Source organism: Nitratiruptor tergarcus DSM 16512 (assembly GCF_027946175.1).
Taxonomy (GTDB): Bacteria; Campylobacterota; Campylobacteria; order Campylobacterales; family Nitratiruptoraceae; genus Nitratiruptor; species Nitratiruptor tergarcus.
Window position 1 is genome coordinate 449,673 of sequence record NZ_AP026671.1, and the last position, 20,421, is coordinate 470,093.

A 20,421-nucleotide genomic window follows, 5' to 3' on the forward strand; every position below is an offset into this window, starting at 1 on the left:
TAAGCAATGAGATTGAAATTAGATTGAAAAAGATAGAATGCAAAGAGAAAAAATTAAGAGAAAATTATGATAAGATGAAAAAGCTAATGAATAATTTTTATTATTAACAATTTTTTGTTATAGTTTCGTAAAGGAGAAACCATGAAAAAAGTATTCATAACAATTTTTTTATTCATATCTTTGTATGCTGATAGTATCAATGGTTGGACAAAACTTCATGAAGCAATCTATAAAGAGGATATGCAACGTATAAAAAGTCTTATCAAAAATGGTGCTGATGTGGAAGCTGCTAGTAAGGCTGGCATTACACCTCTGCTAATGGCAGTAAAGATGCGAAATTTGGATATTGTAAAATATCTGGTAGAACATGGCGCAGATGTTGATACTGAAGATAACAATGGTATGACTGCGCTGCACTATGCAGTAGGGGAGAGAAGAGTCAATATTATCTCTTATCTTTTGAGACATGATGCTGATATCAATGCTCAAAATAAGTATGGTATCACACCACTTCATCAAGCAGCTTATATGGGTGATGTGAAAATGATTGATCTGCTTATTAAACTTGGAGCAGATCCAAACATTAAAAATGCTTTAGGAATGAATCCTTGTCAGCTCGCTTACGCAAAGCATAGATTTTTGGTGGCAAAATATATGCAAAGTTTTACAAAAGGAGAGTGTATTGTTGGTAACGATAAACGGGGAGAGAAAAGAGATTCCAAATAATAGCACTATTGAGGATATTTTAAAGCAGTTAAAAATAGAAGAAAAAGTTATGGCGGTAGCTGTCAATATGGAGATTGTCAAAAAAGAGGAGTGGGGGAGTTTCAAGCCCAAAGAGGGTGATAAAATAGAGTTTTTAGGATTTACTGGAGGCGGTTAAGATAAAAGCAGCAGCAATTGCAAATCCGCCGTCATGGCTAATGGAGAGAGAAGAGTCTATGATTTCAAATTTTTCTTCTTTTCCATGGAGAAGACGAAAAGCTGGCGCTCCAGTAAGCTCTTTGTAAATTTCGATATCTTTGAATGAGAGCTCGGAGCCGATACCGCATCTAAGAGCTTTAGCGATAGCCTCTTTTGCAGCCCAAAAACCTGCTACTGTTTGAGGCTTTTTTGCGATGGAGATTTCAGATGGGAGTAGAAATCTCTCTAGCCCTTTGTTTCCATGCTTTTCTATGAAATTTTCTATTCTTTTGATTGCTACGATATCGATACCTATCATCTAAGACCTTTTTTGCTAAAATACTAACAAATTATAGCAAGGTTTTTTATGGAGAAATTTTTTTACTATTTGGGATTGCCTGTAGTTAATTTTTATAAAATCTTAGAAAAATTTGGAGCATTTATTCTCTTTGAAATAAAACTACTTCCTCTCTTTTTCAAACCTCCTTATCGCATAAAAGAGATTTTACAGCAAATAGAAATTATTGGAGTTGGATCATTTTTTGTGATTGCATTGACAGCAATTTTTACAGGACTTGTAGAAGCGATACAACTCTATCACGGTTTTCACAAATTTAGTGCCGAGAGTTTTATGGGCTACACGATTTTTGTTTCTATCTCTAAAGAGTTGGGTCCTGTGTTTGGTGCATTGATGTTGGTATCTCGTGCTATAAGTGCAATGACTGCAGAGCTAGGAACAATGCGCGTGACAGAGCAGATCGATGCGATTGATACATTAGCTGTAGATAGTAAAAAATACCTCATTATTCCCCGAGTTATAGCAACAACTATCTCTACTCCTATTTTAGTTATCATTTTTGTCTTTTTGGGAAATATTGCTGCATATCTCATTTCAACCTATGCACTTGGTGTCAATCCTACAGAGTATAAAAACACAATTACCACATATCTTGAATTTAGCGATATTGGCACAGGTATTATTAAAGCAGTGGTATTTGGCTATCTCATAAGCATCATAGGCACATATATTGGCTACTTTACACGTGGTGGTGCAAGAGGCGTGGGGCTATCGACTACCAAAGCGGTAGTCTATGCTGCTATGACTGTATTTGCTGCTAACTATTTTCTTTCAAGTCTCTTTTTATATCTCGATTGGTGATTAATCACACTTTTCGATATGGAGTGTCTTTAAGAGATCTTCGAAAAAAGGCCCAGCCTTTTTGTCATAATCGTCATGAAACTCTATAACATACTCACCAGTTTCAATAGTTTTCGGTTCAACTGTAATTTGTGGTGAGATTTTATGTTTTACGATGAGATCATTAACGACATTGCAGATATTTTTTTTCTCTTCTACGCTCTCATAATCGATCTCTAATCTTGCATATCTCTCTTCCATGCTTACGTGTGCTTTACACTTTTTTCCCATTTTTTCTCCTTACATCCAGTCTACAATTTTTTCTACACTCTCTACAATGTAGGTTTTGATATTATGTTTTTCAAGAGGTCTGCTAGGGACAATAGCTTTCGTAAAACCTTGTGAAGCAGCCTCTTTGAGACGATTATCGAGCATGACGATATCTCGAATTTCCCCAGTAAGTCCTACCTCTCCTAAAAAAATGGTCTCTTCGCTGATGGGGCGATTGCGAAAACTACTCAAAATTGCCGCTATTATAGCAAGATCTGCAGCAGTTTCATTGATTTTGATACCACCTGCGATATTGACAAACACATCATATTGATTAAAAGGAAGCTCTAGCTTCTTTTCTAAAAGAGCCAAAAGCATAGTAAGTCTATTGGTATCAAAACCTGTAGAGCTGCGTTTGGGAGAGGGATAACCAGTCTCTGCAACGAGTGCTTGTACTTCAAGAATAATTGGTCTGCTTCCTTCCATAATTACAGTTGCAGCCGAGCCTACGAGTGCATTTTTACGATTAAAAAAGCGTTTGGCAATATTTTTGGCGCTCACTAGCCCCTTTTTTGTCATTTCAAAGATTCCTACTTCACTAATGCTGCCAAAACGGTTTTTAAATCCTCGCAGTAGCCTGATCTCTTGAGAGCTATCCCCTTCAAAGTAGAGCACAGTATCAACCATATGCTCTAAAATTCTAGGACCTGCAATGGAGCCCTCCTTAGTGATATGGCCAATGATGAAGATAGGAATTTTTTTACTTTTGGCAAGGCGCATAAGCTCAAACGTAACGGCTTTAACTTGGCTCACACTCCCAGGAGCTGAGGAGATCTCTTGTGAATAGATTGTCTGGATTGAATCAATGACGAGCAGATCAAAATGATCTTTTTCAAGTTGAGCAATGATGCTTTCCAAGACAAGTTCATTGAGTAAGTAGAGATTTTTTTCGTTTGCTTCGATGCGATCTGCTCGCATCTTAATCTGCCCAGCAGACTCTTCAGCACTGACGTAGAGTACTCTTTTGTTAGTTTTTGCTAGATTTGCACAGGTTTTGAGTAAAAGTGTTGATTTTCCAACCCCGGGACTACCTCCTACCAGTACCAATGAACCAGGAACCAGCCCACCACCTAAAACGAGATCGAGCTCATCCATCCCGGTAGGGATGCGTTGGATCTTGTCTTGCTCAACCTCTGTAATGGGAATAACATTTGTGCTTGATAAAGTAGTTTTATCAATTTTTTGGAGTATCTCTATCTCTTTTGCACTCAGCTCTACAAAACTGTCCCATGCGCCACAATTGGTGCATTTTCCCATCCATTTGCTGCTTTTGTATCCACAGGCTTGGCACTCAAAAAGCGTTTTTTTCTTTGCCATAACTCTTCTATTTACTCAAAGATATTATTCAAAAATAGCATCCAATATCGCATCCACATACTCATTTGGATCAAATGGAGCGAGATCTTCCATCTTTTCTCCTGTGCCAACAAAGAGTATAGGGAGTTGCAGCTCGTGTGAAATACTTAAAAGTGCTCCACCTTTAGCAGTACCATCAAGTTTCGTAACTATCACCCCATCAACACCTACCATTTCATGAAAAGTTTTTGCCTGGTTGATTGCAGAAGTTCCCTGTGTACCATCGAGAATGAGGAGTTTTCTATGTGGAGCACCCTCCATCGCTTTACCACAAACGCGCACAATCTTTTTGAGCTCTTCAGCAAGATTTGTTTGTGTATGAAGTCTTCCGGCAGTATCTATTAAGACATTATCAATATTTTTAGCTTTTGCTTTTGCAATAGTGTCATACGCTACAGCTGAAGGATCGTGCCCCTGCTTTGTAGCAACAATAGGAACGTCTAATTTTTGTGCCCAACGAGTAAGCTGCTCAATAGCAGCTGCTCTAAATGTATCAGCAGCCCCTAAAATTACACTTTTGCCTTCTTGTTTATAGCGGTATGCAAGCTTTGCTATTGTAGTAGTTTTTCCTGCACCATTTACACCAATAATGAGTTCTACAAAAGGTTTTATATCGGCTTGTGGTGCATTTGCAGGCTTGAAGAGAAAAAGCAACTCATTTTTTAGTGCTACACGATTGACTTTTGCAGGGAGTGAAGCTACAATCTTTTCTACGAGATCATACTCTACATCTGCTTCAATTAAGAGCTCTTCGATCTCTTCTGGTGAGGCATATTTTTTCTTTTTTGGTACATTTTCTTCAATATTATCTACAGTCTTTTTTAATGCTTTTTTAATAAACCCAAACATCTATTTTTCCTTTGCTCTTTTAATATCAGAAGCGATGATTTCATAGGGTACAGCACCAAAATAGTGCACAAAATATTTTCCATCTTTCAAAAGCACCATCATAGGCACAGGTATATTTCCAGGGGCTTTGACATATTTGTATATATGAGATGCCACTTCATTGTTTGTTTTATAGCTTGTAGAGACAAAAAAGTCAATACTAAATTTGCGCACAAACTCTTTTGCATCTGGAGGTTGATTAAGAAGGATCCCTATAATTGCAAGTCCTGGGAATTTCTTTTGTATCTCTTTGAGTTCAATAAGTTGCGCTTTACATGAAGGACACCATGATGTAAAAAAGAAAAGTAGCGTGAGTTTTTTGGAAGGCTGAAAGAGAAATTTCTCTTGTGATTGCTCGATTGTAAAAGTTGTACCATTGAGATCTCGTAGAATAAATCTTTTTGCCTTTTTTTGAGGAAGGTGCTGCGCTGTTTGTGCTTTGTGTGAAACTTCAGTTTTATCTTCTGTATGCTCTTTTTTTTGGCAACCTGCAAAGAGAGTTATGATTAAAAAGAGTATGAGCAGTTTTTTCACAATAGTGCCCTTTTTTGCTAATATACGAATGGCTCAATTATAATCTATAGAGGCTTAAGATGAGGTATGATAAACCACTTTTTCGTCAAATTTGTAAAGAGAAGATTTTTAAAGTAAAAGCTAAACGCAAGAAAGAAGAGAAGGTTCAAAAAATTGTATTAAAACTTATCTCTTTAACCGGCGCAAACAATATCTTAGCTTATGTACCAATGCCACATGAACCGCAAATGAAAAAAATATTTGCTTTGAGGGGTAAAAAAAAGATATTTGTTCCATTTATGCAAGCTAAAAGCTTTAAAATGGTAAAATTGAGACTGCCTTTAAAGAAGAAAAAATTCTCTATTTTCGAGCCTGGTAACTCTCATTTAGAGCAAAAAATCGATATGGCTATAATTCCTGTCATCGGGGTAGACGGGGATTTTAGAAGAGTTGGGTTTGGTAAAGGCATGTATGACAGGTTCTTTGCAAGATTGTCATACAGACCAACTGTTGTGTTTGTACAGATAAAAAAATGTTTTACTGATACTATTCTTACAGACACTTATGATGTTTTAGGAGATATTTTAGTTACCCCGGAAGAAATTCTTATACGAGGGGAAAGTGATGTGGGTAGAGCTATTAGTAGGAAGCTCTGCAGCAATAATAAGTGGCGCTGCAGGGTATTTCGTCGCAAAAAAATTAGAAAAAGAGAAATTTAAGATATATGAAGAGCAAGCACGTGCTAAAGCAAAGGCTATTGAGCATGAAGCGCAGATAATTCTTAAAAATGCGCAAGTTAAGGCAAAAGAGGCTGAACTTGCTGCGAAAAAAGAGTATGAGCAAAAGCTCGATGAGCTCAAAAAAGAGTATGAACAGCGCTTTAATGAGCTTATGGAAAAAGAGATGTCTTTGAAGCAGATGTTCAAAGATGAGCTTAAGCATATTACGCTTGAAAAGCAAGAGATAAAAGAGGAAAAAGAGCAAATTAATAAGCTAAGAGAGGAGTATGAAAATCTCAAAGCTGAATATCAAGAAAAACATAACGAAGTATTAGAGGCGCTGCAAGTGCAAGCGGGGCTTACTGCTGAAGAAGCAAGAGAGCTTATTTTGCAAAAGGTAGAAGAGGAGAGTAGAGCTGAAATTGCAAATATTGTAAGAAAATATGAAGAGGAAGCAAAAAGAGAGGCTAAGCGAAAGGCGAACTACATCATTGCGCAAGCTACTACGAGATATGCCGGAGAGTTTGCAGCAGAGCGTCTTATAAATACTGTAAGTATCCCAAGTGAGGATATAAAAGGGCGCATTATTGGTAAAGAGGGGCGCAATATAAAAACGTTAGAGATGCTTTTAGGTGTAGATATTATCATTGATGATACACCAAATGCGATAGTTTTAAGCTCATTTAATCTCTATCGCCGCGCAATTGCAACAAAAGTTATAGAGCTTTTAGTTGAAGATGGAAGGATCCAGCCAGCTCGTATTGAAGAGATTTATGAAAAAGTAAAAGAGGAGTTTGACCAGCAGCTCCTTGAAGAGGGTGAAGAGATAGTTATGGAGCTTGGTATTGGACAGATTCACCCAGAACTGGTTAAACTCATTGGAAGATTAAAATTTCGTGCAAGCTATGGACAAAACGCTCTTGGTCACTCTTTGGAAGTTGCGCATCTCGCAGGTATTATGGCTGCAGAGATGGGAGGAGATGAGGTACTTGCTAAAAGAGCAGGTCTTTTGCACGATATTGGAAAGGCTTTGACCCACGAATATAGTGGGAGCCATGTGGATCTTGGTGCAGATATCTGTAGACGCTACAAAGAGCCTGATGTGGTTATCAATGCAATCTATGCGCATCATGGACACGAAGAGCCAAAAACTATTGAAGCAGCTGCTGTATGTACAGCTGATACGCTCAGTGCAGCACGTCCAGGAGCAAGACGAGAAGTGCTTGAAGCCTTTTTAAAACGCGTACAAGCTATTGAAGAGATAGCTCTTGCCAAGCCGGGAGTCAAAAAGGCCTATGCAATAAATGCAGGCCGAGAGGTACGTGTCATTGTCAATGCTGAGCTCGTTACTGATAATGAAGCTGTATTGCTTGCAAAAGAGATCGCAAAAGATATTGAAGAGAGCGTACAGTACCCAGGCGAAATCAAAGTGAATGTAATACGAGAAAACAGAGCGATAGAGTTCGCTCGTTAATGATCCTCTCCATGTGGGGAGTCATCATAAGGATCGAGGTGGATCGTAATATGCCAATTTGAGGTGGGATCGAGTTTTTTGATCTCATCTTCGATTTTGTCTGAAACTCTATGCGCATCCATTAATGAGATCTCTGGGGTAAAAACCACATGTACATCTACAAAATTAGTATCTCCACTGCGGCGCGAGCGTAAATAGTGAAAATCTGTTACTTCTGGTTGTGAAGTTATGATTTTTTTGATATTGTCTACAATCTCTTCATCTAAAGCTACATCAAGAAGCATAAGTGTTCCCTCTTTGATAAGTTCGAAAGCCTCTTTGATGATATAGATTGCTATTGCAATACCAAAAACCCCATCGATCCAGTGCCATTGCGTAAAATAGATAATCGCTAATGATGCAAGAACTGCTGAGTTGCTAAAGAGGTCTGTTTTATAATGCAGAGCATCTGATTTGATAACCATGTTGTTAGTTTTTTTGTAGACGTAATTGAGAAAAATAACGAGAGCACCTGTAAGGATGATAGAAGCTATCATGACAAAAATAGAGCTTCCAAGATAGGCAATCTGTTTGTGTTGAATAATATTTATTACACCTTTGTAGAAGATAAATAGCCCTGAAATTGTAATAATGGTACCTTCAATGACGGCTGCAAGTGCTTCTATTTTGCCAAGACCATAATTAAATTTTTCAGTAGGGGCTTTTTCTGCTTTGGAAATTGCAAAGTAGTTAAACATAGAGACTGCAATATCTAAGATTGAATCGATAGCACTAGCCAATACTGCAGCAGAACCACTTAAAATTCCCACAACCAGCTTAATAATGACCAAAATAGCCGCAACGATACTTGCAACAACGGTAGCACTCTTTTGTAGGCTCATACTTTTCCTTGAATATTTTTTTGCAATTGTAGCTCGATTTGACTTAAGATTGTATCTATATGCTTACTTATAAGCTCACTATTTTTTTGTAAACTTTTTGGATTAAATCTATCTGAACCGATTTTTAAAATTTTTACAGGAACGTTATATACTCTAGCACACCGTACAATTGCACTTGCTTCCATATCTACAAGAGTTTTGTGTGGAGTGGTGGCTGGATGACAAAGAGTGGTGCAAGCAGCATTAGGAAGTGTGTTACTTTGGGAAAGGTGATAAATACTTTTACTACAACCATCGATTACTTTTGTAATATTATAGAGTATACCCACAATATCTGCTGCAGCATATCCGATATTAAAGACTGCTTTTTGGTTATTTGTAAGGAGTGAAGTTGTAGCAATTGCTGCATTGAGCATACCTATACCTGTAATGAGTAGTTGTATATGAGATGCTGCATAGATGCGAAAGGGTTTTGTAGCAACTTTTTCTAATTGCAGTGCTTCAATAATGGGCGCAGCTTCAGTATATGTAGCTGTGGTTATGAGCATTGTAAACCTTTGTTACAATTATAATAGCTGATTGTACCATAGAGCAGGAGTGTGAATGGATATTGAGACTATCAAGCAAGAGCGGCAAAAATGGTTGCAGTGGAAAAATATTGCTCCTTTAAGAGAGATGCTTAAAAAATTACCACAGGTTGAGGTAGATGTAAAACTAGGAGATGTGATAACAATAGAGGGGGATGTGGATGAAAAAACAAAAGAATTGATAAAGGAGATTGCTCTTGCTATGCGTCCATGGCGTAAAGGGCCTTTTAAAATATTAGGGACATTTATTGATAGTGAGTGGAGAAGTTTTATAAAATATAATCTTCTAGAGCCATATTTTAATTTACAAGGTAAAGATGTAGCTGATATAGGATGTAATAATGGATATTATATGCTGCGCATGCTTGCGCATAAGCCGCGCTCAATTACTGGGTTTGATCCTTCACCACTTTTTAAAACGCAGTTTGATTTTTTGGAGCATTTCATACAAAGTGGTATTACTTATGAGCTTTTGGGTGTAGAGCATCTTCCCTTATATGGCAAAAAGTTTGATGTAATCTTTTGTCTTGGAGTGTTGTATCATAGAAGCGATCCTGTTGCTATGCTCAAATGGCTAAAACAAGGATTAAAAGCTGGGGGAGAGGTGTTTTTAGATACTTTTTACATTGAAGGTGAAGAGCCAGTTGCTTTGTGTCCTGGTAAAAGCTATGCAAAAATTCCAAATATCCATTTTGTACCTACTATTGCGGCGCTGCAAAACTGGTGTGAAAAGGCTGGATTTGAAAATTTTGAAGTGCTTGCAACAAAACCCACAACTTTTGAAGAGCAAAGAAGAACTGAGTGGATTTTGGGAGAGAGTTTAGAAGATTTTTTGGATGCAAAAGATCTTACAAAGACGGTTGAGGGATATCCAGCCCCTCGTAGAGTATATATACGTATGAGGAAAAAATGATGCTCAAAGGTATTTTACTCGATATTGGTGGTGTGTTATATGATGGAGAAAATGTCATAGATGGTGCGCAAGATGCATTGATGCAGCTTAGAAAAGAGTATTTTTTACGGTTTTTATCCAATACCTCACGCACTACTCCTCAAACACTTTTACAAAAACTTCTCAAGATGGGATTTGATGTAAAAGAGGAAGAGCTTTTTACTGCTGTAAGCGCTGCTAAGAGTTATATAGAGGGCAGAGGAGCTTACGTAGTAGCGACAGATGAGGTGAGAGACTATTTTGGATCCGGTGCAGATATAGAAGTAGTTTTAATATGCGATGCATATACCAATTTTACCTACCAAAATCTCAATACAGCTTTTCGCCACCTTGAGAGAGGATGCGAGTTGCTTGCTACAAATGATAATCGCTATTTTAGAGATAGTGACGGGGAATTAAGCCTTGATGCAGGAGGCTTTGTGCGCTGTTTAGAATATGCAAGCCAAAAGAGAGCAACAATTCTTGGTAAACCAAACTGTGCATTTTTTCATTTGGCACTAAAGAGTATGGGACTTAGCGCGGAAGAAGTAGTAATGGTAGGTGATGATATTGAAACAGACATACTTGGTGCACAAAAGTGCGGATTAAGAGCTGTTATGGTAAAAACAGGAAAATTTAAAAGTGAGGATCTGCAAAAAGGAAAACCAGATTTCATAGTCAATTCTATTGCAGAACTTCCCAAACTTTTAAAGGAGATTGGATGATAAAAGTATATGGTATTAAAACATGTGGCAGTGTGAAAAAGGCTTTGAAGTTTTTAGAGGAGTGTGGCGTAGCATATGAATTTATCGATTTTAAAAAGAGTCCAGTTGGATGTGACAAGATTGAAGAGTGGCTAAAACATGTGCCGATGGATAAGCTTTTTAATACAAGGGGGACAAAATATCGCCAATTGGGGCTGAAAAATCTAAATTTAGATGAAGAGGGCAAAAAAGAGTGGCTTTGCAAAGAGAATCTTTTGATTAAAAGGCCTGTAATAGAGTTAGAAAATGGCGATGTGGTTGTAGGATTTGATGAAGAGCAGTATAAGGAGATTTTCTGTGGATCTTAAAACACATTTAGCAATCGATAGAACTTTGTGTGGGGATGTAGTCGATTTAGAAGAAGGATATGCCAAAGTAGTACTTAAAACCACAAAGCAGATGCAAGCAGATACAAAAGGATTGGTGCATGGTGGTTTTACCTTTGGTGCAGCAGATTTTGCAGCAATGGCTGCAGTGAACAATCCCAATGTGGTATTAGTTGCAGCTGAGGTAAAATTCCTTGCACCTGTAGTTGTTGGAGATGAGGTTGTTTTTGAAGCTCATATTTTACAAAGAGAGGGAAAGAAAGCTAAAGTAAAAGTTAGTGGCTCTGTGGGAGGCAAAGAGGTATTTCAAGGTACAATGCAAACTTATACTCCCACAACACACATATTAGATCGCTCGTAACCAGTAATCTACATATTTTTGCTCTTGGGCAATGGTAGTTGGCTCTCCATGTCCAGGATAGACTGGTTTATCATAGGGAATTGTTTTGAAGCGGCGTAAGCTCTCTTTCATAGCATTGGAATCTGAGTAGGGAAAATCGACTCGGCCAATGCTACCTTTGAAGATAAAATCTCCACTACACCAAAATTCACCAAAATCAATTGCACAACATCCAGGGGTGTGTCCTGGAAAATGAAGAAATGTAACTGTTTCACCTTCAATATTTATTGGCTCTTCATTGGTTACTACAATATCTGGTTTGCTTTTTGGCATTGATATGCCAAACTGCTCTTCTTGAAGCAAAAAAGCATCTTTCTCATGGATGATGATAGGAATATTGAGAATCTTTTGGAGCTCCGCATTGCTCCAGACATGATCAAAATGTCCATGGGTATTGAGAATTGCTGCAGGATTTTTAGCATTTTCTACTACCCATTGTGTTGCTCCTATTCCAGGATCCACTATAAAATCTTTATCGTTAATTGTTACAATATAGCAGTTTGTTTGATATTCGCCCATTGGACGCGATTTGATTTGCACATGAACTCCTTTTAAAGGATTTGTATGGAATTTTTCTCTTGGCTCGAATATATATTGCGTATAAGTGATCCTCATCAAAAGATAGAGCAGTTTAACAAATTTTATGCCAAATATCCAAATTTGCCTAGTGAACACTTCCAAAAATCAAAAGTGTGGGAATCTCCCTCTTTTGCCAAAATTTGCACAATTGTCGATCCAAAAGATGTCCCAAGACGTTCAAAACTGCACACTGAAGAAGGAAGAGCAACCCTTTTGCATGCTATTGCACATATTGAATATAGTGCAATAGATTTGGCTTTAGATGCAGCATATAGATATAAGTATATGCCAAAGAGCTTTTATGATGATTGGCTGGAAGTTGCAGCTGATGAGTGTAGGCACTTTTTGATGATTGAAGAGTTGCTGCATGAACTTGGATTTAGCTATGGAGATCTACCTGTGCATCAGGGACTGTTTGATGCTGCTATGCGTTCATTAGAACTTATTGACAGAATGGCAGTAGTGCCACGCTACTTGGAAGCTAATGGACTGGATGCAAATCCTAAAATCATTGCGAAGCTTGGTATATTTAAAGATCCTTTTGCAAAGAAGATGCAAGAAGCCCTTGAAGTAATTTTACGTGAAGAGATAGATCATGTAAAAAAGGGCGATAAATGGTTTCGCTGGGCATGTGCACAGGAGGGAATTGAAGACATTGTAAAAGAGTATCTCCAAAGGGTAGAGCGTGTCTATCCTGGTACCTTACACTCAAAAGATTTTTTAAATATTGAAGCACGAAAAGATGCCGGCTTTAGCTGTGAGGAGATCCGTCTGTTGGCAAAGAGAGAGGTAGAGTGTGGATAAATTTTATCCATTTTGAAAAATTATCTCTTTTAATGAGAAAAACTAAATATAAAAGGACAAATTAAGCTATTTTTTATTAAAATTAGATAATTCCTTGAAGTGAGGAGAAGATTATGAAAAAGATACCACTCTTTTCTGTGACAGTTGATAAAGAGGAGTCTCAGAAGTTACAGGATGTTTTACAAGATAAAGACACGCCAACAGAATTAGAAGAAAAATTTTGTGAGTATGTGAGTAGCGATTTTTCGATAACTACAAGTAACGAAACAGCGGCACTGCATCTTGCTATGACTGCAATTGATCTTAAAAGAGGTGATAAGATTATTTGTAGTGTGAACGCTTATCCCAATGTACCAGAAGTGGTACGCCACTTTGATGCAGAGCCGATATTTATAGATATTGATCCGGATGATTACAATATCGATCTTGATGAACTTGAAAAAGTACTCTCAAAAAATAAGAGTAAAAAGCTCAAAGGGGCTATTATTTCTCATGTTGCCGGACAACCAACCGATCTTGATAGGCTTTATGAGATAGCAAATAGTTATGGAATTATGATAGTTGAAGATGCTACAAATGCTTTGGGTGCTACCTATAAAGGTAAAAGAGTTGGCTCTTTTGCAAATGTGGATATGTGTGCTTTTAGTTTCAATCCCCATAAGCAGAAAAAATTGGGTAATGGAGGTATACTTACTACATTCAATGAAGAGCTTAATGAGCGTGCTAGACTGCTTCGCAATAACGCTATAGTACAAAGCAGTTGGGATAGTGATGGGGGACTTGGGTATGTATATGATGTAGTAGATATTGGCTTAGAGTATGATATGAGTAAATTTGATGCTGCATTCAATCTCTCATTGCTTGCTAAAAATGATAAAGAGATTGAGCGTAGAAAAGAGATTGCAGCCATTTACAATAAAGAACTTGCAAATACTCCTCACATAGAGTTACCTGTAGTAAAAAGAGATCATATCTTTTCACTCTATATTATCAAAATAGATAAAAACCGTGACTCCTTTGCACGAGAGCTCTACAAAAGAGGGATAGAAGTGGGGTTACATTATATTCCCCTTCATCTATTAAGTTACTATAAACAAAAATATAGCCTCAGAGTTAATGATTTTCCAAAAGCACTACGTAATTTTCAACAGATCCTCTCTATTCCAATTCATGCTGGAATGAGTGATGAGGATGCTTATTACGTAGTTGAGCAGATTAAAGAGGTGGCTAAATCAAGAGTCTAGTACCATTTTTTGAGGAGCTTTTTTACGCTCCTTCCTGGTATCACTGGCTCATTGCCATTTTATTGCTTCCCTTTTCTGCTCTTTATTGTCTCATAGCTACAATCAAAAAAATCTTCTGTTTTCCTACACGTGAGACAGTTCCGCTCATTAGTATTGGAAATCTTACTGTAGGAGGAAGTGGTAAGACACCGCTTTTAATAGCTTTAGCAAAAAATTATAATAGTGTTGCAGTAGTTCTTCGTGGATATAAACGCAAATCTCAAGGTATTGTGCAAGTGAGTAAAAAGGGAAAAATTCTTGTAGATGTGGAGCAAAGTGGGGATGAGGCTATGCTTATTGCTAAATCTCTTCCTCAAGCAACTGTTTGGGTAGCAAGTGATAGAAAAAAAGCAATTGAAGTAGCAAAAAAAGAGGGTGCAAAAGTTATATTTTTAGATGATGCATTTCATACGTGCTTGCAAAAGTTTGACATCCTCATTCAAAGAAGACCAAAAAACCCTTTTTGCCTCCCATCTGGTCCCTTACGTTTGCCAAAATTATTTGAAAAGTTTGCCGATTTTATTGCAGTGGAGGGAAGGGATTTCACACGCAAAGTATATATTGTCAATCCTACAAAAAAGATGGTGCTGCTTACAGCCATTGCCAATCCTCAGCGTCTTGAACCCTACCTTCCTCAAGGTATCAAAAAATACTACTTTCCAGATCACCACTTTTTTGCCAATGAAGAGCTTGAAGCGATTTGGCAAAAAGAGCAACCAGATTCATTTTTAGTCACAAGCAAAGACTTGGTAAAATTAGAACAGTTTTCTTATCCTCTCTCTTTGTTGGAGTTAGATATAGAGGTTGCATCACAACTAAGAGAGGCTATAGATAATTTCATTCAAAAGGTATCAAATGCAAAAGAAGATTCAAACTGTTCAAACACTTCTTGACTCACTCCCTTTTATTAAAAAATTTCGAGAAGAAATTTTTGTTATCAAATATGGTGGAAGTGCACAAACAGATCAAAAACTCAAAGAAAAATTTGCTCAAGATATACTCCTCCTCTATACTGTGGGAATTAAGCCGGTAGTTGTCCATGGAGGAGGAAAAAGAATTACAGAGATTCTTACACGCCTGCAAATAGATACAGAGTTTATTGATGGACAACGTGTTACTACTGAAGAGGTTATGGAGATTGTAGAGATGGTGCTCAGTGGTGATATCAATAAAGAGATAGTGAGTCTTTTAAATAATCACGGTGCTAAGGCACTAGGAATAAGTGGCAAAGATGCACATTTTATCACCGCTCGGCCAAAAGATTTTGAGAAGTTTGGGTATACAGGAGTTATTGATAGAATCGATCCGGCTGTGGTTTATAACCTTTTAGAGGAGCAGTTTATACCTGTTATTGCCCCTATTGCTGCGAGCAACAAAGTAGGGCATCCTGGCTATAATATAAATGCAGATCTTTGTGCGAGCAAAGTAGCTGGATCTTTGAAGGCAAAAAAGATTATCTTTCTCACTGATACTCCAGGAGTTCTTGATAAAGAAGGAAAGCTTATTTCTACTCTAACAGAAGAAAAAATAGGATTACTCAAACAAGATGGCACTATTAGTGGGGGAATGATTCCAAAAGTGGATGCCTGTCTTGAAGCGATTCATAGCGGAGTAGAAAAAGCTCACATTATAGATGGACGAATAGAGCATTCGCTACTTCTTGAAATCTTTACAAGTGAGGGGATTGGTACGCAAGTATTGGGAGGTTAATTATGTATATGATCTATTCTACTGTTTCAGATATGCAAGAGGCAAAAAAAATTGCGCATGCGCTTGTTGAGCAAAGAGTTGCTGCATGTGTAAATATTATTGAGAGAGTAACTTCCGTCTATAAATGGGAAGGAAAAGTAGAAAATGCAGATGAAGTACTCCTCATAATTAAAGCAATAGACTTTGCAGCAGTAGAAAAGAAGATCAAAGAGCTTCACTCCTATGAAGTGCCAGAAATTGTAGCTGTAAAAATAGAAGAAGTAAACGAAGAGTATGCATCATGGATGCGCCAAGTTTTGCTACAATAACCAAAAAAATTTAAGGGTGAATAATGTATTTTATTGAGACTCGGGGCAATGATGGAAAAAAACCAAAAAAAGTAACATTTTCTGAAGCTATTCTCAATCCTAGTGCGAGTTATGGCGGATTGTATGTACCTGAAAAACTTCCAAACATTGATGAAAAGTTTTTACAGCGTCATCTCACTTCTCATTACAAAGAGCTTGCATTTGATCTTTTGCGCCTCTTTTCCATTGATATTGATGAAGAACTCATCAAGGAAGCACTTAATCTTTATGATAAGTTTGATGATCCTGCAAATCCTATCCCTGTTGTAAAAGTTGAAGAGAATCTCTTCATAGCAGAGCTCTATCACGGACCTACACGTGCCTTTAAAGATATGGCACTGCAGCCTTTTGGATATATACTCTCTTCACTTGCCAAAGCAAGGGGTGAAAACTATTTGATTTTGGCTGCAACAAGTGGTGATACTGGACCAGCGACTCTTGAGACCTTTAAAAATAGAGAAAACGTAAAAGTAGCATGTATCTATCCAGCTGGCGGTACGAGTGATGTACAGCGGTTGCAAATGGTTACTGAAGATGGAGAAAATCTTAAAGTCATTGGAATTGAGGGTGATTTTGATGATGCGCAGAGTGCTTTAAAATCACTCCTTGCATCAGAAAAATTTCATGCGATTTTACAAGAAAAAGGGATTAAACTTAGTGCAGCTAACTCAGTCAACTTTGGGCGCATAATTTTTCAAATTATATATCACATTCATAGCTATTTAGAGCTAGTAAGAAGAAAAGAGATTACATTTGGAGATACGATTAATTTGATTGTTCCAAGTGGAAATTTCGGTAATGCTTTGGGTGGATACTATGCGAAAAAAATGGGATTGCCAATTAAAAAAATTCTCATAGCCTCCAATGCTAATAATGTACTTACTGAGCTTATTAATGAAGGTCGCTATGATTTGCGTAATAAGCATCTTATCAAAACATCTTCACCAGCAATGGATATTTTAAAGTCTTCCAATGTTGAGCGGGTACTTTTTGATAAATTTGGCGCACAGCGCACAAAAGAGTTAATGGATAGCTTGAATGATAAAGGCTACTATAAACTAAATGAAGATGAGCTTGCAGCATTGCAAGAGGATTTTGCTGCTGATTTTAGTAATGACGATGAAGTAAAGGCAATTATCAAAGAGTATGCATTAGAAAAGACCTATCTCATGGATCCACATACAGCAACGACAATTAAGCTTTTTAAAAGATATGCAGCAGATAAAAATGTTGCTTACTCGACAGCTGAATGGACAAAGTTTGCTCCTACAGTTTTAGAAGCTCTTGAAGGAGGAGAGAAGAAGAGTGATTTAGAGGCTTTACAAATAATTAGTGAAAAACTTGGTGTGGCAATTCCACAAAGAATAGCAGAGCTCTTTCATAAAAGAATTGTCCATACAACTGTTGTGCCAAAAGAGAAAATTGAAGAAGAGATACTGAAATTTCTTTAATATGCTATAATGAGATTATGAAAATATTACAACGAGCTATTTGGATAACTTTATTATTTGCTGCTTTTTTGCGTGCGGATTATAGTGGGGATTTAAAAAATTACCTTCTAAGCCGCACCTTTACAATAAATGGGGAGTTTTTTCTCTATAAAAATCGGTGGATATTTGGGGCTTTTGATAAAGATGGAAAAGTAACTTCTTATTATACTCTCCTAGGTGAAGAGCCAACATCAAAAAATCCTTTTGGATGGAAATATTTTGCATCTAGTCTCAATAGCAACGAGTTACAAGAAGCTGGCTATTTTGTTAAAATAGATTTTCCTTATGATTTGAAAAACCCCTACTTAGCACCTTATTCATGGCTCTATATAGATCGAAAAAGAGGTGATGCATATAAGCTCGTTGGAGCAGATAACGGTATTTTCAAATATTATGATAGTGATTTTGATGGGGTTCCTGATCCTTTGCACAATCTCTACTTCAATAAAGAGAATAATAAAGCACAATTTTATAGCTGCAAAGATAAGATGAGATACAAAAATTATAGATTTACAAAACTCTCAAAAAATGATGGTGCAATAACTTATGATTGTCACTTTGATAGTAACAAGTTGGATTTCGAGGGACGTAAAACCTTTGAGGATATTACCACTACTATCCATTTTGATGGAACTATTAATGGCAAACGCCTCATTATGCAGATAAATAAAGATTTTAAAAATGGAACAGTTTCATATGAAGGCCTTTATAATGGTAGATATATAGTTTGCAGTCAAAATTATAAAGCTCCTAAACTCAGTGAAATATCTGCAACAGAGCTGGATGCACTATTGAATAATTGGGGTGAGGGTGGCTCAGAGGATCCAGATTTTATTAGTGGCAATTGTGAAGTTCCTCAAAAAAATCTAGAGAATATGGAAAAAGCAAACTTCACTGTTACTACCTCACATACTATTACTGATATAAATATGACTTCTCATATACGCATTTGGGAACATATAGAAAAAAATTAATATTTTTTAAACTTCCCGCTCAATTCTCTCTCGTTTCTCTTCAAGCTCCAAAAACTCCTCTAAAAGTTTTTCATGGAGTAACTCTTTATCAGCCAATTCTTGGGACATTGTAACTATTCCCTCTTTTTCATAGCATTCTGGATTGTTTAAACACTCACTAATTTTAGCAATCTCTTCTTCGAGTTTTTCAATGAGATCGGGCAACTCTTCGAGTCTCTTTTGCTCTTTATATGAGAGCTTCTCTTTTTTTATTTTTACTCTTTTTTGTTTAGGAGTTTTACTGCTCTTTACTATATTTTCAAGCTCTTGGATCTCTTTTTCAATAGCAAGATATTCGCTGTAGCTTTGATAGGATTCTTCAATATGGCCGTTACCTTTAAAAATGAAGAGCTTTTTTGCTATCTTATCTACAAAGTAGCGATCGTGACTTACAAAGATAACTGATCCTTGAAATTTTTGTAAATACTCTTCTAAAATATTTATTGTAGGGATATCTAAATCGTTTGTAGGCTCATCAAGTATAAGGCAATCCACTTTTTTTGTAAAAAGAAGAGCAAGTGCGACGCGATTTTTTTCACCACCACTTAAGGATCCTATCTTTTTATCTAAAAACTCTTTGGGAAAGAGAAAATTTTTCAAATATCCATATACATGCATATTGCGGCCCCAGACTTCTACTCTGTCGCCACCATGCGGGCAGAAAGTTTCAATGAGATTTTTCTCATTATCAAGCATGCTTCTATTTTGATCAAAATAGCCTATGCGAAAGTCCCCCCGTTTAATTATGCCGCTATCTGGTTCAATTTCACCCAAGAGGAGTTTGAGGAGTGTTGATTTTCCGCTCCCATTTTTTCCAACAATTGCAATAGTATCTTTTTGTAAAATCCTTGTTGTAAAATTATCTATGAGAAGTTTTTCACCAACTTTTTTTGTAATATCTTTTAATTCAAAAAGCACCTTTTTCTTACTGATTCCCTCTTCTCGATTGAAATGTTTTTTTTCTCGTTCGAGTTGGATCTGAATTTTTTTGATGAGTGCAGGATTTTTCTTTGCTTGTTCTCTAAGCTCCTTGACTCTTTTGACGCGTCCTTCATTTCTTTTAACGCGAGCTTTTACACCTCTATTGAGCCACTCTTCTTCTTGTTTGAGAAGACGTAGGAGGTTTTCATGCTGCTTTTGCATATTTTGGAGCAGCTCCTCTTTTTGCCGTAAATATTCGCTATACCCTCCTTTAAAACTGCGTAGTTCGCAATCTTCTACCTCTACAACGCGTGTAGCGATGTTATCTATGAAGTAGCGATCGTGACTTACAAAAATAAGTGTATAGCGCTCTTTAAGAATCATCTCTTCTAAAAATTCAACCATCTGTACATCGAGATGGTTTGTAGGCTCATCAAGTAGCAAAATATCTGGTTTTTGTAAAAGAAGTCCTGCTAAAGCAACTCTTCGCTGTTCACCTCCGCTTAAAGTTGTTACTAGTCTCTTTTCATACTCTTTGAGATTGAATTCTACAAGTACCCGCTCTATTTTTTCTTCAATATTCCATGCTCCATGATAATCTAAAAAGTTGGCTAATTTATTGAGTTGCTGCAATAACTCCTCATTTTCTGGTTCATCTGCAATTTGTGCTGCGATATTTTCATACTCTTTTTTTGCCTGGTTTATCTCTTTGAGCTGCTGTAAAATAGCATCCTTGACAGTAAGTGTAGGATCAAAATGTGGAACTTGCTCAAGCATTTTAATAGTAATATTTTGCCGTACTATCCTCTCTCCTTCATCAGGAAGGATTGTACCTGCTATAATTTTCATGAGTGTTGATTTTCCACTTCCATTTTTTCCTACAATTGCTATACGCTCATTTTCATCAATATGGAAATCTGCATTGCAAAGAATTTTTTGTGCTTCAAAACTCTTTTTTACCTCAATTAAATCGATAAGAGCCATTTATAACCTTTTTAAGATATTTTGATAATAAAATTTACTTAAGAAATGGTAAAACATTTTGTGTATAATAGTCAAAATTT

Annotated in this window: 25 protein-coding genes; 16 read left to right on the forward strand and 9 right to left on the reverse strand. The window is 36.9% G+C overall.

What is annotated here, in order from left to right; translation table 11 throughout:
• Positions 1 to 141 precede the first annotated feature (141 nt).
• Positions 142 to 726, forward strand: coding sequence for an ankyrin repeat domain-containing protein (locus NITER_RS02440; protein WP_084276122.1), 585 nt, complete (start codon positions 142 to 144; stop codon positions 724 to 726).
• Entirely contained in the window at positions 683 to 883 is a 201-nt protein-coding gene (thiS, locus tag NITER_RS02445) for a sulfur carrier protein ThiS (RefSeq protein ID WP_084276121.1), read from the forward strand. The genes NITER_RS02440 and thiS overlap by 44 nt, the downstream gene beginning before the upstream one ends.
• Here thiS and acpS read toward each other — a convergent pair.
• A complete protein-coding gene (gene acpS / locus NITER_RS02450; RefSeq protein WP_084276120.1) occupies positions 860 to 1,222 on the reverse strand; it encodes a holo-ACP synthase in 363 nt (120 codons plus the stop codon). The genes thiS and acpS overlap by 24 nt on opposite strands.
• Positions 1,223 to 1,270: 48 nt before the next feature.
• Here acpS and NITER_RS02455 point away from each other — a divergent pair, with 48 nt between their 5' ends.
• On the forward strand, positions 1,271 to 2,062 hold the full coding sequence (locus tag NITER_RS02455; protein WP_084276119.1) for an MlaE family ABC transporter permease: 792 nt from the start codon (positions 1,271 to 1,273) through the stop codon (positions 2,060 to 2,062).
• On the opposite strand, the gene NITER_RS02460 is transcribed toward NITER_RS02455, so the two are convergent.
• The 4 genes from NITER_RS02460 to NITER_RS02475 are packed head-to-tail and all read right to left on the reverse strand — an operon-like array spanning position 2,063 to position 5,149.
• On the reverse strand, positions 2,063 to 2,332 hold the full coding sequence (locus tag NITER_RS02460; protein WP_084276118.1) for a hypothetical protein: 270 nt from the start codon (positions 2,330 to 2,332) through the stop codon (positions 2,063 to 2,065).
• Positions 2,333 to 2,341: 9 nt separating this feature from the next.
• Positions 2,342 to 3,688 (reverse strand): DNA repair protein RadA, encoded by a 1,347-nt coding sequence (gene radA / locus NITER_RS02465; protein ID WP_084276117.1) that lies wholly within the window; start codon positions 3,686 to 3,688, stop codon positions 2,342 to 2,344.
• A gap of 24 nt (positions 3,689 to 3,712) precedes the next feature.
• A complete protein-coding gene (gene ftsY, locus NITER_RS02470) occupies positions 3,713 to 4,576 on the reverse strand; it encodes a signal recognition particle-docking protein FtsY (RefSeq protein ID WP_084276116.1) in 864 nt (287 codons plus the stop codon).
• Positions 4,577 to 5,149 (reverse strand): TlpA family protein disulfide reductase, encoded by a 573-nt coding sequence (locus tag NITER_RS02475; RefSeq protein ID WP_159445328.1) that lies wholly within the window; start codon positions 5,147 to 5,149, stop codon positions 4,577 to 4,579.
• A gap of 59 nt (positions 5,150 to 5,208) precedes the next feature.
• On the opposite strand from NITER_RS02475, the gene NITER_RS02480 reads away from it, so the two are divergent.
• Both NITER_RS02480 and rny read left to right on the forward strand, forming a co-directional pair.
• On the forward strand, positions 5,209 to 5,847 hold the full coding sequence (locus NITER_RS02480) for a 5-formyltetrahydrofolate cyclo-ligase (RefSeq protein WP_084276114.1): 639 nt from the start codon (positions 5,209 to 5,211) through the stop codon (positions 5,845 to 5,847).
• Entirely contained in the window at positions 5,753 to 7,321 is a 1,569-nt protein-coding gene (gene rny, locus NITER_RS02485) for a ribonuclease Y (protein WP_084276113.1), read from the forward strand. Before NITER_RS02480 ends, rny begins: the two co-directional genes overlap by 95 nt.
• On the opposite strand, the gene NITER_RS02490 is transcribed toward rny, so the two are convergent.
• Positions 7,318 to 8,202, reverse strand: a complete 885-nt coding sequence (locus tag NITER_RS02490; RefSeq protein ID WP_084276111.1) for a cation diffusion facilitator family transporter — start codon at positions 8,200 to 8,202, stop codon at positions 7,318 to 7,320. The genes rny and NITER_RS02490 overlap by 4 nt on opposite strands.
• Positions 8,199 to 8,750: a nucleoside phosphorylase-I family protein gene (locus NITER_RS02495; protein WP_084276109.1), complete on the reverse strand. Its 552-nt coding sequence runs from the start codon at positions 8,748 to 8,750 to the stop codon at positions 8,199 to 8,201. Before NITER_RS02495 ends, NITER_RS02490 begins: the two co-directional genes overlap by 4 nt.
• 55 nt (positions 8,751 to 8,805) lie before the next feature.
• On the opposite strand from NITER_RS02495, the gene cmoB reads away from it, so the two are divergent.
• From cmoB to NITER_RS02515, 4 genes are read left to right on the forward strand one after another with little or no spacing between them, the layout of a single operon-like run.
• Positions 8,806 to 9,702 carry a tRNA 5-methoxyuridine(34)/uridine 5-oxyacetic acid(34) synthase CmoB gene (cmoB, locus tag NITER_RS02500; RefSeq protein WP_084276107.1) on the forward strand — a complete coding sequence of 299 codons (897 nt, stop codon included), beginning with the start codon at positions 8,806 to 8,808 and terminating at the stop codon, positions 9,700 to 9,702.
• Positions 9,702 to 10,445, forward strand: coding sequence for a TIGR01458 family HAD-type hydrolase (locus NITER_RS02505; RefSeq protein ID WP_159445327.1), 744 nt, complete (start codon positions 9,702 to 9,704; stop codon positions 10,443 to 10,445). The genes cmoB and NITER_RS02505 overlap by 1 nt, the downstream gene beginning before the upstream one ends.
• Positions 10,442 to 10,792 carry an arsenate reductase family protein gene (locus NITER_RS02510; protein WP_084276104.1) on the forward strand — a complete coding sequence of 117 codons (351 nt, stop codon included), beginning with the start codon at positions 10,442 to 10,444 and terminating at the stop codon, positions 10,790 to 10,792. Before NITER_RS02505 ends, NITER_RS02510 begins: the two co-directional genes overlap by 4 nt.
• Positions 10,782 to 11,171, forward strand: a complete 390-nt coding sequence (locus NITER_RS02515; RefSeq protein ID WP_084276102.1) for a hotdog domain-containing protein — start codon at positions 10,782 to 10,784, stop codon at positions 11,169 to 11,171. Before NITER_RS02510 ends, NITER_RS02515 begins: the two co-directional genes overlap by 11 nt.
• Here the strand turns inward: NITER_RS02515 and NITER_RS02520 are convergent.
• The gene (locus tag NITER_RS02520; protein WP_084276100.1) at positions 11,157 to 11,750 is read right to left on the reverse strand and encodes an MBL fold metallo-hydrolase; all 594 of its coding nucleotides are present in this window, start codon (positions 11,748 to 11,750) and stop codon (positions 11,157 to 11,159) included. The genes NITER_RS02515 and NITER_RS02520 overlap by 15 nt on opposite strands.
• A gap of 24 nt (positions 11,751 to 11,774) precedes the next feature.
• Between NITER_RS02520 and NITER_RS02525 the strand changes: the two genes are divergently transcribed.
• The 7 genes from NITER_RS02525 (at position 11,775) to NITER_RS02555 (ending at position 18,397) form a co-directional block, all read left to right on the forward strand.
• The gene (locus NITER_RS02525; protein WP_084276098.1) at positions 11,775 to 12,593 is read left to right on the forward strand and encodes a ferritin-like domain-containing protein; all 819 of its coding nucleotides are present in this window, start codon (positions 11,775 to 11,777) and stop codon (positions 12,591 to 12,593) included.
• A 113-nt stretch (positions 12,594 to 12,706) separates the two neighbouring features.
• Complete coding sequence (locus NITER_RS02530; protein WP_084276097.1) at positions 12,707 to 13,837, forward strand: DegT/DnrJ/EryC1/StrS family aminotransferase; 1,131 nt, start codon at positions 12,707 to 12,709, stop codon at positions 13,835 to 13,837.
• Positions 13,825 to 14,769 carry a tetraacyldisaccharide 4'-kinase gene (locus tag NITER_RS02535; RefSeq protein ID WP_084276095.1) on the forward strand — a complete coding sequence of 315 codons (945 nt, stop codon included), beginning with the start codon at positions 13,825 to 13,827 and terminating at the stop codon, positions 14,767 to 14,769. The genes NITER_RS02530 and NITER_RS02535 overlap by 13 nt, the downstream gene beginning before the upstream one ends.
• Positions 14,732 to 15,586, forward strand: a complete 855-nt coding sequence (argB, locus tag NITER_RS02540) for an acetylglutamate kinase (protein ID WP_084276093.1) — start codon at positions 14,732 to 14,734, stop codon at positions 15,584 to 15,586. Before NITER_RS02535 ends, argB begins: the two co-directional genes overlap by 38 nt.
• Before the next feature lie 2 nt (positions 15,587 to 15,588).
• A complete protein-coding gene (cutA, locus tag NITER_RS02545) occupies positions 15,589 to 15,894 on the forward strand; it encodes a divalent-cation tolerance protein CutA (RefSeq protein ID WP_084276092.1) in 306 nt (101 codons plus the stop codon).
• A 23-nt stretch (positions 15,895 to 15,917) separates the two neighbouring features.
• Entirely contained in the window at positions 15,918 to 17,384 is a 1,467-nt protein-coding gene (gene thrC / locus NITER_RS02550; protein ID WP_084276090.1) for a threonine synthase, read from the forward strand.
• A 17-nt stretch (positions 17,385 to 17,401) separates the two neighbouring features.
• Positions 17,402 to 18,397, forward strand: a complete 996-nt coding sequence (locus NITER_RS02555) for a hypothetical protein (RefSeq protein WP_084276089.1) — start codon at positions 17,402 to 17,404, stop codon at positions 18,395 to 18,397.
• Between the two features lie 6 nt (positions 18,398 to 18,403).
• Here NITER_RS02555 and abc-f read toward each other — a convergent pair whose 3' ends face one another.
• Complete coding sequence (gene abc-f / locus NITER_RS02560) at positions 18,404 to 20,341, reverse strand: ribosomal protection-like ABC-F family protein (RefSeq protein ID WP_084276087.1); 1,938 nt, start codon at positions 20,339 to 20,341, stop codon at positions 18,404 to 18,406.
• Positions 20,342 to 20,421: the final 80 nt, after the last annotated feature.